Origin of the sequence: Natrinema hispanicum (assembly GCF_900111485.1) — an archaeon.
Lineage (GTDB): Archaea > Halobacteriota > Halobacteria > Halobacteriales > Natrialbaceae > Natrinema > Natrinema hispanicum_A.
The window spans coordinates 1-14086 of record NZ_FOIC01000048.1 but is presented as its reverse complement, the minus strand read 5'-3'; the positions used below and the strand labels follow the sequence as shown (position 1 = coordinate 14086).

Below are 14086 nucleotides of genomic sequence, written 5' to 3'. Positions count from 1 at the left end.
GAGTTCGATACAACGAAAGAGCACATCGTGAAGATTCTGGTGTATGCGGCGCTGTTGTCGCTGTTAGTAAGCCGTGAGTTGCTGGCACTGGTGACAGAGTGCGCCGATGACGACGCTGTGTTTCCACCAGGGCGCTGGGCGGCGACCTTCCGGTCGCACGCCCAGCTCATCCTCGACGATCTGGGTGACTTCCTCGGCTACTCGCCACCACCGCTGTTGGAGCGTCTTATCGAAGATGCACAGAAAATCCACGACCAACGACCGATACTACAGGAGACGCTCGCAACCGCTACACAACCGAGGGGTGAGGCTTAGCTAAAGACGCATGCCGGTTCGAGTAGCGAAGCAAACCGTCATCGAACGCGTAGCGGCGGAGCATCGCGAGACCGTCGAACCAGTGATTGACGCGGCAATCGCCGACCTCAAAGCGGGCGGGACCGTTGCGAATCAGCGTCCCAGAGAGCCAGTCTGGGATGGAGCCCTCGACCGTCGGATGATGGTCGTGGACTTCGGTGGTCAGCGAGTGAAAGCCGGTACCAGATACTGTCACGGCTACGTATTCAGTCGAAACAGCAATCAATCTTCGTACGCGTCGATCCGGATCACGTGATTTATCTCTCGTGTGATTGTTTCACTACCGGATCATCCCTCGAGCTAGTTCGTCCTGTTTCCTGGATCTGTGATCGCTGTTGTGCGACTGATTGTTTAGCTCGCAATTGTAGCCACTAGTTATCTCAATCACAATATGGTTGGGAGTGTAACAATTCACTAGGGTCCCGCTGTGCCGACAGCAGTCACCCACAACCCACCAACGGCCGCGGCGAACGTCAGGAAGATCGCAATGGTGAAACTCCCAGTGAACTCGACACTTGCCGTTCCAAGCGGCGGCATGGCGAGGGCAGCAACGCCGATTGCGACGTTGAACGTGCCGACAATGGCCGTGTCTTTCTCGGGTGAATAAACGCCCATGAGAAGCGGGATATATAGCGTTGCGGAGCCACCCAGTCCGAGCCCGATCAAGCAAATCGCGATCATGACTATCGAAACTGATGGAACAAACAACATGGCGATACCGGCAACTGCACAGACGAGTGACGCGAGAAACGCTCGTCGCGAGCCCATGACGTCGGCGAGATAGCCGCTGGCGATCCGCGAGATAATACTGACACCGCCGATCAACCCGAATGCGGTCGAGGCACCAGCCGCCGTCAGTCCGCGGGCGGCGAACAGATCAACGGCGTAGGCGGCAAGCAACTGGTACCACGCAAACGAAAGCGCGATCCCGACGAACAGCAACTGAAACGTCCGCGTCCCAGCTAAGCGCGTGAGCCACTCGAGCAGTTCACCGGCAGTCGCAGTCGACTGCGCCGCCCAGTTCGGACGGCGACAGACGAGCCCGGCGAGCAGAAAGGCGAGCGCAGTTGCCGACATGATCAGCAGAAAGCCACGCTGCACGCCGACTTCCGAGAGCGTACGCTGCCAGATCGGCGGGAGCACGAACAATCCGAGTCCGTTGCCGACGAAAAGCAGTCCCGTTGCGGCCCCTCGACGATCCTCGAACCAGCGCGGAACGACGGAGGCGAGGAGAACGAACGCCGTTCCGAGTGCAAGTCCGAGAACGGCAAACACGACGAGCAGCCCACCGAGCGAATCCAGGAGATACAGCGCCGGTGCGACCACACCGGTTGCGATCGAACACGCGAGCAGCACTGCTCGCGCCCCAAACCGTGCGCCGAACACGCCGATGAGCCCGGAGCCGATAAAGAACGTAAAGAGCATGATAGAGAACACACCGGACAACGCAACCGATGAGACGCCGAATACATCGCTGAACGGCGCGCGGAAGATACCGTACGAAAGCGGCGTCCCGAATGTGAACACCATCGCCACGGAGCCGACGATCGCCACGATCCAACTACGGCGGCTGTCGGGCTGTTCAACACGATCAGTATGCACGACCCACTCTCACCGATGAGCGGTCGAAAGGGTTCTGGTCTTGATTGTTAGACGCTGCGGTCGAACTGCGAACGAGCCACGCACTGGTATCACCGTTCCCCTCTCGCACACGCTTTGACGTATTCCGAGGGTCAATCTGCACGGCTTCAACGCCGTGTTCGGTGGCTTTGTATTCGACGTACGCAACCGACTGCTCACCCCGGGTTTTCGAGACTGAGCACCTGGGTTTTTGAGACTGAGATGATAGTACCACCTCCAATTTTTGTGTGTCTGTGCCGTCATCGAGTCCATGCTCGAGCGGATTCTCTTTCCCACCGATGGGAGTGACGGAGCAGCCTTCGCGTTCGATCACGTACTCGATCTCGCAGTCCGCCACGACGCGACAGTCCACATTCTCACCGTCGCAGATACGACGGAGAACGGTATGCTGCAGATCGGAGGCGACGACGTTACCGCCCTCGAGCAGGACAGAGACCAAATCGTTCGCGAGGCAGCCGAGCAAGCACACCAACGTGGCGTAGAGACAGTCACGAAAGTCCGTCAGGGAGAACCGTATCGAGAAATCATCGACGACGCCGAAAGGCACGGACTCGATCTCATCGTGATGCCAACGCACGGACGCCGAGGACTCGAGCGGTTTCTGCTCGGCAGCACCAGCGAGCGGGTCGTTCGTCGGGCAGACGTCCCCGTGCTCACGATTCGGCCTGACGACGACGTCACGGTCACTCACCCATACGAAAACGTCCTCGTTCCCACTGACGGTAGTGACTGTGCGAATCAAGCGCTCGCTATTGGCGTTGACATCGCAGACGGTGAGAAAGCAGCACTGCATCTCCTTTCTGTGATCACTATCACGGCGTTGGGGACAGATGCCCGTCCAGATATCCAGATGGAGGCGCTGGAGGAAAGCGCCCATGAACTGCTGGACGAGGCGACGGCGTTCGCAGACGGCGCTGGCGTCGAACCAGCGTCGAAAGCAGTCGAATACGGCCCCTCGATTCACCAGGCGATCCTCACGTACATTGAAGTCCACGACATCGACCTCGTCGTCGTCGGCACCCACGGTCGAACGGGCTTCGACCGATACGTACTGGGGAGCGTCACCGAATATCTCGTTCGCACGTCGCCGATTCCGGTACTGACGGTTCGAGCACCCGAAACAGACACGTGATGTGTTCACGAACTAGACAGGGAACCAGCGGTGTGTTCCGAGAGTAGTCGCGTATTGCCTGCGCCGTATCGCGTAACTGTAGCACGCTACAGTTCAGAGTGACACGAGTTCAGCGATAGAGACGAGGCTGTGACGTCCCTCAACGGAACCCTTTCGACAGCATGACTCGCGATGATTCAGACACGCGTCGTTCGGAATCCTGGCACGCAACATCGACTGACGAACTCTGTTCGGCGTTAGCGACTGACGAGACGGGGCTTTCAGCCGACGAAGCAGCTCACAGACTGTCGGAGTACGGCACGAACGACATCCACGACGCCGAACGAGAATCGGCTCTCAGCCTGCTCGTCTCGCAGTTCCGTGACCCACTCATCTATCTCCTCGTCGTCGCGGCGCTTCTCTCTCTCGGTGTCGGGTTCATCCCCGGCGGTGAATTCAATTACACCGAGACAGCATTTATCATCCTCATCATCGGTGCGAACGGGTTGTTCGGCTTTATTCAGGATTATCAGGCCACCCGGTCGATCGAAGCGCTTCGTGAACTCGCAAGTCCGGATGCGACCGTCCGCCGTGCCGGCCGAAAACAGATCGTCGATGCCGAACAGGTCGTTCCCGGAGATGTCGTCTACCTCGAGCAGGGAGACGCGGTTCCGGCCGACGCTCGAGTCATAGACGCTGAGGAATTGCGGACGAACGAATCGCCACTCACCGGAGAGAGCACGCCTGTCGAGAAGACACCCGGAACTGTCGACGAAGACACGCCGCTGGCCGAGCGCCGCAATATGGTCTACAAGAACACGACCGCGATAAAAGGTCACGGGAGAGCGGTCGTCGTCGACACCGGCATGGAGACCGAGGTCGGTGGTATTGCCAGTCAACTCGGTGAGACCGATGATCAACGGACACCGTTTCAGGCCGAGGTCGAGCACCTCGGAAAGCAGATCGGTGGGCTGGTCGTCACATTGATTGTCCTCGTCGTCACTGTGCAATTCCTGTTCACCGAGACGGAACCGGTTGCAATCCTCCTCGTCGGGATTACGCTCGCCGTTGCGGGAGTGCCAGAGGGATTACCCGCTGTCGTGACGTTCACACTGGCACTAGGCGCACGAGAAATGGTCGCCCGGAACGCGCTCGTCAGACAACTCCCGGTCGTCGAGAGCCTCGGATCGGTCGACGCCATCGTCACCGACAAGACCGGGACGGTCACCGAAAACCGGATGACAGTGACCCGTCTCTACGCGTCCAGTTCCGTCGTTGACCTGCCCGACTCGAGCGTGCAATCGGAGGGCGGACCCACCGAAAATCAGCAAATTGCTGCGAACGGCAACGAACGGTCTCGGCCGGCAGTTGCCCCGCTGTTACGATGTGGAGCTCGCTGCAATAACGTAGACCGGACGGACGGCGAGTATCGAGGCGAGCCGACCGAGATCGCGCTCCAGCGGATCGCGGACGAGGCAGGTATCGAGCCAACGGGAGAGCGGGTCCGTGAAATCCAGTTTTCGGCGGAGCGAAAACGGATGACCGTCCTCGTCGACGACGGCGAGCTGACTGCCTATATGAAGGGGGCACCGGAAGTCGTTCTGGATCGATGTGACTCCATTCTCGAAGATGGTGACGTGCACGAACTTACCGAGGACAAACGGCAGGAAATCCGTGACCGGACGGAATCGTTCGCGGAGGATGCGCTTCGGGTACTGGGATTCGCGTCGAATGGTGTCAACGATCCGTCAGCCGACGCGGATCAGATCGAGGACGAACTGGTGTTTCTCGGCCTGCAGGGGATGCTCGATCCACCCCGAACGGAAGTCGAAGCGGCAATCGCCGACTGCCAGTCGGCTGGTATCCGGACTGTGCTGGCAACTGGCGACAATCTCACCACGGCCGAGGCCGTCGGCGAGCAGATCGGACTCGATCCTGCTGGTGCACTCACGGGCAGCGACATCGACGACCGATCGGACGCCCAACTCGAGAGCACTATCGAAGACGTCGACGTGTTCGCCCGTGTGACGCCAGAGCACAAGGTTCGCATTCTAAACGCGCTCCAGGATACCGGACACACCGTCGTAATGACCGGCGACGGCGTTAACGACGCACCTGCCCTCACGCAGGCGGACGTCGGGGTGGCGATGGGACAGCGCGGCACCGACGTCGCTCGGCAGGCGTCCGATATGGTTCTGCAGGATGATAACTTCGCCACGATTCGTGACGCGATTCAGGAGGGGCGAGGCATCTTCGAAAACGTGCGCAAGTTCGTCAACTACCTCGTCTCGACCAACACCGGCGAGGTGCTGGTCGTGTTCCTCGGGGTATTGCTCGGGAGTCTCCTTTTCCCGGCACGGTTTTCTGGAACATCACAAGCGTTGATTCTGACGCCGATCCTGATCCTCTGGATCAACCTCGTCGCGGATACGCTTCCTGCGCTCGCTCTGGGTGCCGATCCCCACGCGGCTGGGCTCATGAACCGGCCACCACGACCTAGCGACGAAGGCGTCATCAACACGCGCGTGTTCGTATCGATACTGACGATCGCTATCTTGTTGGCAGTGACTGGATTGGGTATCTTTTTTTATGCTCTCGAACAGACTGGATCTCTCCTGCGCGCCCAGTCGCTCCTGTTTACCTTCATCGTCGTTGTTGAGTTGATCCGCATCCAAGTCATCCGCTCGCGGTACGATCAGCCGCTTCGCTCGAATCCATGGCTCGTCGGTGCGATTGGCATCTCGCTCTTCATCCAGCTCGCAGTCCTGTATACACCGCTTCACGGCTTCTTCCAAGTCGTTCCCCCCTCCCTTGTCGAGTGGGGATGGATAGCCGTTGGATTCGTCGTGTTCCTCCTCCTCAACGTGTTCATAGCTCGGCTGAATACCAGAATCTTTGACTCACGGTCGTCGAAATGAGCGACGGGTTTTGAGAGACGAGACTCGAGCGGAATCAGCGAAAAGACACCCGGACAACGGAACCGTCAGTGGGCTCGACAGTGTTTCCGGGATTGTCCGGAGACGCCCCTTTATCGATGTGTTCGTGGGAGATGGTCACTTCCAACTCGAGTCGGACTTCGAGAGAAGACAGTGAAAGGCATTGGAAAGATAGTAGCTACTGACAGTCAGTGCACACCTGATCGCACGGGGGCTGTGCGATTAGTGAGTAGTGACGACGTTGTTCAGTGATAGTGTCGTCGCGTAAGACACGGGAAACGGTTCGAACTGTACGGAAACACCCCTCTATCGATGTGTGTCGATAGCTGTGCCGAAAACGAACGAGGTCGTCACGACACAGACACCCCTCTATCGATGTGTTCGATATGAAGGTGACGGCGGAAGAAGAGCCTACGAACGGAAAAAAGAGTGCGATAGAGAAGCCGTTCTGGGAGGATTCGATAGAGAACAGCCTCGAGAAGGGGTGTACAGTGAGTTTCAGCTTGTGGAAACTCGAAATGACAAAGGGACGATAGTCCGGGACACATCGAACACATCGATAGAGGGGTGTGTGAGTGTCTAGTCTAGAAGCTAGAAGAAGAGAAGAGAAAATTGACTCGCTTAGCATTCTTGAGAGGACCTAATACGCCCTTTCCTTCGATATCTCGAGGTACCAGGCCTCACAGTTCATCTCCCTCGTCGGATACCCCCTCCCCCCTCCGACACATCGAACACATCGATAGAGGGGTGTCTGTGTTGCTACCGTTTTGAGGGATAACACATCGTCGGTCGTCAGTCATAACTCGAGGCTGTCCGCTCTCTGTTCTGGGGAACTGGTAGTGATACCTTCTCAATCGAAGAAATACACATCGATAGTGGTGGGGAACACTTTTGGTTCCACCCTGTATGGGTCATCGTATGGATGACTTCGAGGATCCCCGTGATGGGGCGGGGACATCGAAGGATGACACGACGGAGCAGGCTCTTTCCTCGTCTGACTCGACTGCATCCGAACGGCCCTCATCTCCGACTGACTCAGCGCCGGCCGGTGAATCGAAATCGATCGAGGACATGTTACTGGCGTTCGACCAACAGGACGGACTTATCCGTGACCGGTCGCTTCTCGATCCGAATCATATCGTCGAAGAGGATCGGATCGTCGGCCGCGACGAGCAACTTCAGGAGGTAACCAAAATGCTCCGCGTCGCGCTCGGCAATAACCGTCCTCCGAACCTCTTCCTCTACGGCCCCTCGGGAACCGGCAAATCCCTCATTACGAAAGCTGTCTGCAAGAATATCACCTCAATTTGCCAGACTCGAGACATTCGGTTCGGGACGATCGAAGTCAACTGCCAGGATCTCGACACCCTCGGTGTTGCGGTCTACGAACTGGCAAGTCGCGCTGCGGATGAAGCTGACGTCGACGTGGAGGTTCCGAAACACGGCGTCGCAACGAAAGAAAAATGGGACGAACTCTATCGGATCGTCAACGAGAACTTCGACTCTGCGGTTTTCGTCCTGGACGAACTCGACATGCTCGTCGGTCGTCGGGACAAACAGGAGCCAGCGTTTTCTCGACTGCTCTATCAGCTCTCTCGAGCCGGCGCAAACAACGAACTCACGGCCCACATCTCAGTCGTTGCGATCTCCAACGATACGAAAATGATGGAGTCCGTGGGCAGTCGGGCCCTGAGTTCGTTTACTCCCGAAGACGTCCACTTCGACGATTACGATGCGAATCAGCTGCAATCGATTCTGCGTCGCCGGCAGGACGCGTTCTACGAGGACGTCCTCGACGACGATGTCATTCCACTGGCGGCGGCCTTTGCAGCTCAGACCCACGGCGATGCCCGCAAAGCGATCGACCTGATGCGCGTTGCCGGCGAACTCGCAGAACGTGAAGGTGACGAACGCGTTCGAGAAGAACACGTTCGCGAAGCACAGGATAAAGTCGAGAAAAATCGGGTTCTCGAGGTTGTCCGCGGCATCAGCACCCAGAAGAAGCTGTGTCTCTACGCGACCGCGGCTGTCGCCGCTGAGGCGGACGACGAATCTGCTCGCAGCACGACCGGGTACCGTGTCTATCAGTTCCTCACTGACGCGGTCGGTGCCGAGCAATACCATCAGGAGACATACGTCAATAAGATGAAGGAAATGACGACGTACTCGCTCGTCGACTTCGAACGGCGGAGCCACGGGCCGAGTTCGGGCATGTTCCTCGAGTTTCAGTTCGGTGAGCGTCCTGACACGATCCTCGAAACGATTCGTGAAGATTCGCGTCTCGATATGGTTTCTCCGGACGAAGTAACGAGCGTCGTCAAGGCACAGGTTCGAAACGAAAACTGAGTCGGTATCCCGACCCCATCCTACCACACACCTCTATCGATGTGTGATCTGGAAGTATAGCTGCTACAACGCGGTATCTCGAGCGCAAATTTTCATTCTCGATTGCTCTTTCTAGCCACTCCGCTTCCTGTAGAATTGCTATCGTATCATTCAGGCGCTGTGGTTTCGATCACCCTGCGAAACACACCTCTATCGAAGTGTTCCATCTCCACCTCACCGATCGCTCGAGGTGTCCGTTTGTCTTCTCCCAGCAGTTCATTTTGTAAACTTGAGAGACAGTAGTGCGGCTTCAATCGTAAGGAACTCCTCAAACTGTTCATCGGAGAGTTTCGCAGGGCGGCCGCCCGCGAAGCCTGGTCGAAGACCATTGACTCCCTCTTAGTTCTATATAATTACGCTACTCAATCGAGCCAGTAATCTTGGTGTCAGATTCGACTTGTTAAGTCATTACAGACCATAGTACAACTGACGACAACCACTATGGCAGAAGAATGGATCGAGGAAGCGTTAGCGGACCTCCCGCCGAGTGCGAACCTCGTTTATAAGGTCCTCGAGTACAACGGACACCTGTCACAGAAGCAGCTCATCGAGGAGACCAGACTCTCGTCACGGACGCTGCACTACGCCATCAGTCAACTGGAAGACGCCGGACTCGTCACGTCCCAACCAGCACGTTATGACGCCAGACAGACCTGCTACACCCTCGTCAGGGACTCAGGGAACTCGACGTACTCGCGCGACGCGCTCGTCAATCCAGACTGGGTCCGCAAGCATCTCTCGTCGTTCCAGCAGGACGATACGTCCACACGACTTGTCTACGTCGAGACAGATGACGCTGCTGGCGCGTTTATTCCAGGATCGATCGTCTTGGACTTGGAGTCGGACCTTCTCGATCCCAATCGCCAGCGCCTTCCCGATCGGATGGAACTCGAGGAGTTGCTCGGCAGTCGCGGCATGACTGAAGACACGACTCTTATTCTTTACGACGATGTGGAGGGACGTCACGCCGCGTACGTGTATTGGATCCTCGCTTACTACGGCCATCGAAACCAGCGACTGCTCGACGGCGGCCTCGAGTACTGGATCGCCAACGGATATCCCACGACCGACGTTCCGGGGTCGATTCCTGCGATTGAGTATACCGCCAGCGGACCGTTCGATCACCTGCGGGCGTACCGCGACGACGTCGTCCGCGCAATCGCGCAGGATACCGTGTTGCTCGACGTCCGAACGGAATCTGAATACTGTGGCGAGGCCGACGATGGGAGCGATCTGTCGGCGTCGACGCCCAACCAGGGACACATTCCTGGGGCCATCAACATCCCGCTGGACCGACTGTTCGACGGTCACCGGTTCGCTTCCCGAAGCGCCGTTGAGGACGTCTTGGCCGCTGCCGGTGTCACCAGCGGCCGAAAGATCATCGTATACTGTGGCGTGGGAGCACGCTCGGCGCTCGCGTGGGTCGTCCTCTCGGAACTGCTGGGGTATCCCGAAGTGATGAACTACGACGGCTCCTGGACCGAGTGGGGGAGCCTCGTCGATGTCCCCGTGGAAACGGAGTGAGGGTTCCGTCCGGATCCTCACTCGAGACGGCGTCTGCGAGTGCGTCTGACTACACTCTGATACGGCCTGCTGTCTCGCTGTCCCGGTGGGCCCGCAGGGCGGTCGCGGCCGGCCGGCACTGACTGACAGGAGTCCGTATAAGCACAATCGATCGTGATTCGATCCGGCTCGAGACGTGTCCGCGTTCACAGCCGCGTTGTTGCCACCAGAAACGAGCGTCGCTCCGAACTCGTCTCGAATCAAAACGTGCAATTATTGCAGCAGTCTTGCCACAGGTCGTGTCGGTTCCGGTAATTACTCCTATCGCTAGCTTTGTCACATTGGTTCACCTAGTCATAGGGTGGGAATGACACACATAGCAATCCTCGGCGCCGGAGCAGGTGGCGCGATGACTGCCAACATCCTGCATCGGAAACTCGGCCGAAACGAGGCGACGATCACCCTCGTCGATAAGAGTGTAGAACATTTCTATCAGCCGTCGTTTTATCTTGTCCCGTTTGGCTATCTGGAGCCAGACCAGTCGCGAAACATCCGCGACCTCGTCCACAGCGACGTCGAATTCGTCCACGACGCGGTAACGGGTGTCGATCCCGATGATCAGGTCGTGCACCTCGAGGAGGCCGACGAGGATCTAACCTACGACTACTTGGTGGTGGCTACTGGCCACCGGCTCGCCCCGGAGACGACCCCAGGGATGGTTGAGGCCTGGGAAGAAACTGACGTGGTGTATCCGTTCTATCACTACGAGGCGGCCCTCGAGATGCGTGAGGGACTCCAGAACTTCGACGGCGGCACCTTCGTCGTCACGATCCCGGATACACCGTTCAAGTGTCCGGGTGCGCCGCTGAAGATGACGATGCTCGCCGAAGACTACGCCAGGCGACAGGGGTTCCGCGACGACGCCGAGTTCATCATGACTCGGAACGCTGACCACCACTTCGGCGTCCAGCCCTATCGCGACAAACTCTACGAGATCTGGGACGAGCGCGACATCGAGTTCAAGGCCAACACGTCGGTTAGCGAGATTGACCCGGACGCGCAGGTCATCCACACGGACAACGGCCAGATCGAGTACGACTTCTGCACACCCGTCTCGCCACAGTACGGCCAGCAAGCGATCACCGACGACTCGCCGCTGACCGAGGGCGACGACGAACACAATGGTGAGTACGTCACGGTCGACAAGCATACGCTTCAGCACGACGAGTACGAGAACGTCTTCGCGCTGGGCGACTGCGAGAACGCACCGCATTCCAAGACTGCAGCAGCCGCCCGCAAGGAGTCCCACGTCGTGGCAGAGAACGTCGTCCGCGCGATGAACGGCCGAGAACTCGAGCCGGGATACGACGGCTACGCGGCATGTCCCCTGCTAACTCAGAAAGGCAAGGCGATGGTGGCGGAGTTCGACTACGAGGAAAGCATCTCCGCGCCCGTCGAGACCCGCTCCAATTGGATCCTGGATGTTAACGTCCTGCCGTCGGTGTATTGGGACCTCTGGATGCGCGGCTACGACCCGCTCCCGGTGTAAACAATGAGCCAAACAGATGCGAGTGGCGCGGCCGAAGCGGCACTCAGCGACGAAGAGGTGGCGGAACTCGCCGCGACACTCAACGAGAACGCCGACGAACTGCAAGAGTTGCTGGAGTTGCTGAGCGCGCTCCAGGAGACGGCCGCAGACCTCGCTCCCGAGATGCGGACGGCTGTCCGGGAGAACCGCGAGCCGCTCCGTGACATCCGAATGGCCTTCGAACGCGAGGAAACCGTCGTCCTCCTCCAGGAACTCGGCGAACACTCCGAGGACTTAACTGAACTGCTTGGCCTGCTGGATGCCGCCGAAGGGCTGGCGTCGGATCTAACGCCGGAACTCCGTCGCGCCGTCCGCGAGAACCGCGACGTCCTCCGGCGGCTCCGAATGGCCGTCGAGAGCGAGGACATCGTCGTCCTCGTCGAGCGACTGGGCGAGAACGCGGACACGCTCGCCGAGACACTCGATCTGCTGGATGCGACGAAGGGGCTGGCCGAAGACCTCGTTCCGGAGCTTCAGGACGCCAGCGGCGACATGCGGCCGATGATCCGACAATCTCGCCTCGTCGCGGCCGGCGTAGTCGACGCGACGTCCGCCCATGACATCGAGCCGTACCAGCTCGGACAGAATCTGGGGAACGTGATGTGGTTCACGCAGCAAGTCGGCGATCCCCAGGTCCTCAAGACGCTCGACGCCGGCCTGGGCGCATTTGCCGAGGAGGAGCCCAAAGAGATGGGCATCCTGGGGCTGCTCGGCGCGCTCCGAGATCGGAACGTCCGACGCGGCATCGGTCGAATCGTCGAGTTCCTCCGACGGGTCGGCGCGCGATGACGGCTCGTTACGGGGCACGCCATGATGGCGAGGAGACACTGACGAACCGGTAACCGACAGAGAACCAACACTCACATCGACCCATGACAGACACGATCACGGCAGACGAACTCAAGGAGAAAATCGACCGAGACGAAGACTTCGTCCTCTTCGACAACCGGAGCCCCGAGGACTACGAGAACTGGCACATCGCGGCGGCCGAGAACATGGATTACTCGGCCACAGACGAGGAGCTCCGGGGCGATTTCGACGCGGTTCGAGACGAACTCGACAAGGACACCGAGATCATCACCATTTGTGCCGTCGGCAGAGCCTCCCAGGCGTTCGGCGAGTGGCTCGAGGAACGGGATTACGAGAACGTCTCCTCAGTCGACGGCGGCATGGAGGCCTGGAGCCGCGTGTACGACGTCGTCCCCATCGCGACGCGGGACGACAACATAGAGATCATCCAACTCCAGCGCCGCTCGAAGGGCTGTCTCGGCTATGTCGTTGGGTGTCGACGCACCGGCGAGGCGGCGATCATCGATCCGTCTCGACACACCCAGCAGTTCCTCGAGGCTGCCCGGGACCACGGCTTCGACGTGACGGCGATCCTCGAGACGCATATCCACGCCGACCACCTGATGACCGGCGGGAAGCGTCTGCGCGACGAACTGGATGTCCCGTACTATCTCGGGAGCGAGATCGAGACGCGGGACCCGCAGTTCGAGTACGACCCCGTTGATCCCAACGACACCGTCGACATCGGCGAGGTCACACTGAAGGGCGTCCACACGCCCGGACACACTACTGGCTCGACGAGCTGGCTGGTCGAAGATGAAGCGATCATGACCGGCGATACCTTGTTCGTTGAGTCTGTGGGCCGGACTGAACTCCAGTTCGAAGGTGGTGACGCCGAGGAGGCTTCGGCGGTGCTCTACGAGACACTGCAGAAGTTGATGGCCGAGCCAGACACTGTGACGGTCCTCCCGGGACACTTCAACGTCACCGACGCCGGCGAATACGTCGGCGTCACGCCCGGGATGCCGATGCAGTCTCCCATCGGTCACATCCGGACCCGCAACGAAATGATCCAGATGGACAGAGAGGAGTACGTCCAGGCCGCGTTCGAGACCATCCCGGAGAAACCCCCGAACTACGAGGAAATCATTGCGACGAACGAGGGCAAGCGCGAACTGGAGGGTGAGGAAGAGGCCGACGAACTCGAACTGGGGCCGAACCGGTGTGCCGCCACCGAGGAGAGTGTCGTCGGCGACGACTGATACGGTCTGCTGTCCCGATTTACCGGTGGGAACGCAAGGCGGTCGCGGCCGGCCGGCATCGACTGCCAGCAGACTGTATGAACACTTGTCGAGCAGTAATACTTGAATTAGCCGTTGAGCAGAACACGCCGCTCCACGTCGGCTCGACGTCGTCGACGAGGAGACTAGCGATCGGTGATCGAGTACTTCGGCTATGTTGAATCGCCATACGGCGTTGGATTTCACTGTTTGATGGCCTGCTTGATGTTATAGACGACACACATCAAGGCGATTTCACGGAACTCTCGATACCAGGTACGCGCTCGCACGGCGTAGCCGAGCGAGCGCTTGACAGCTGAGTTGATGGTTTCGGCCATTGACCGCTGAGCGTACCGATCGTCGTCAATGCGGGCGTTGTGTGCGTGATCGTACGGCGCGAAGATCCGGTGTTTGATCAGCGGGCGGATGTCGAGTTCACGCAGTCGTTCTCGGAGTTGTTGCTTGTCATAGCCTTTGTCAGCAGCAAGCGACCGCAGAT

9 protein-coding genes and 3 pseudogenes are annotated in these 14086 nt (G+C 58.8%); 8 read left to right on the top strand and 4 right to left on the bottom strand.

Annotated features, from left to right (window positions below; all coding sequences use genetic code 11):
* A pseudogene (locus tag BSG09_RS18840) lies at positions 1-315 on the top strand (IS4 family transposase); the annotation flags it as partial.
* A gap of 13 nt (positions 316-328) precedes the next feature.
* On the opposite strand, the pseudogene BSG09_RS18835 reads toward BSG09_RS18840, so the two are convergent.
* The 3 genes and pseudogenes from BSG09_RS18835 to BSG09_RS21700 form a co-directional block, all read right to left on the bottom strand.
* Positions 329-550, bottom strand: a pseudogene (locus BSG09_RS18835) (carotenoid oxygenase family protein); the annotation flags it as partial.
* A 218-nt stretch (positions 551-768) separates the two neighbouring features.
* The gene (locus tag BSG09_RS18830) at positions 769-1884 is read right to left on the bottom strand and encodes an MFS transporter (RefSeq protein ID WP_394328133.1); all 1116 of its coding nucleotides are present in this window, start codon (positions 1882-1884) and stop codon (positions 769-771) included.
* Positions 1885-2065: 181 nt separating this feature from the next.
* Positions 2066-2137 (bottom strand): annotated as a pseudogene (locus BSG09_RS21700) (RNA-guided endonuclease InsQ/TnpB family protein); the annotation flags it as partial.
* A gap of 108 nt (positions 2138-2245) precedes the next feature.
* Here BSG09_RS21700 and BSG09_RS18825 point away from each other — a divergent pair.
* The 7 genes from BSG09_RS18825 (at position 2246) to BSG09_RS18795 (ending at position 13569) form a co-directional block, all read left to right on the top strand.
* A complete protein-coding gene (locus BSG09_RS18825; protein WP_092935877.1) occupies positions 2246-3127 on the top strand; it encodes a universal stress protein in 882 nt (293 codons plus the stop codon).
* Positions 3128-3288: 161 nt separating this feature from the next.
* Complete coding sequence (locus BSG09_RS18820; protein ID WP_092935875.1) at positions 3289-6024, top strand: cation-translocating P-type ATPase; 2736 nt, start codon at positions 3289-3291, stop codon at positions 6022-6024.
* A 936-nt stretch (positions 6025-6960) separates the two neighbouring features.
* Entirely contained in the window at positions 6961-8388 is a 1428-nt protein-coding gene (locus BSG09_RS18815) for an orc1/cdc6 family replication initiation protein (RefSeq protein WP_092935873.1), read from the top strand.
* 480 nt (positions 8389-8868) lie between these two features.
* Entirely contained in the window at positions 8869-9951 is a 1083-nt protein-coding gene (locus tag BSG09_RS18810; RefSeq protein WP_092935871.1) for a rhodanese-like domain-containing protein, read from the top strand.
* Between the two features lie 346 nt (positions 9952-10297).
* Entirely contained in the window at positions 10298-11479 is a 1182-nt protein-coding gene (locus BSG09_RS18805) for an NAD(P)/FAD-dependent oxidoreductase (protein ID WP_092935869.1), read from the top strand.
* Positions 11480-11482: 3 nt separating this feature from the next.
* Entirely contained in the window at positions 11483-12307 is an 825-nt protein-coding gene (locus BSG09_RS18800) for a helical membrane plugin domain-containing protein (protein ID WP_092935867.1), read from the top strand.
* An 83-nt stretch (positions 12308-12390) separates the two neighbouring features.
* Positions 12391-13569: an MBL fold metallo-hydrolase gene (locus BSG09_RS18795; protein WP_092935865.1), complete on the top strand. Its 1179-nt coding sequence runs from the start codon at positions 12391-12393 to the stop codon at positions 13567-13569.
* A gap of 221 nt (positions 13570-13790) precedes the next feature.
* Here the strand turns inward: BSG09_RS18795 and BSG09_RS18790 are convergent.
* Positions 13791-14086 (bottom strand): transposase (locus BSG09_RS18790; RefSeq protein ID WP_139246285.1); only part of this gene is annotated, 296 nt, incomplete at its 5' end.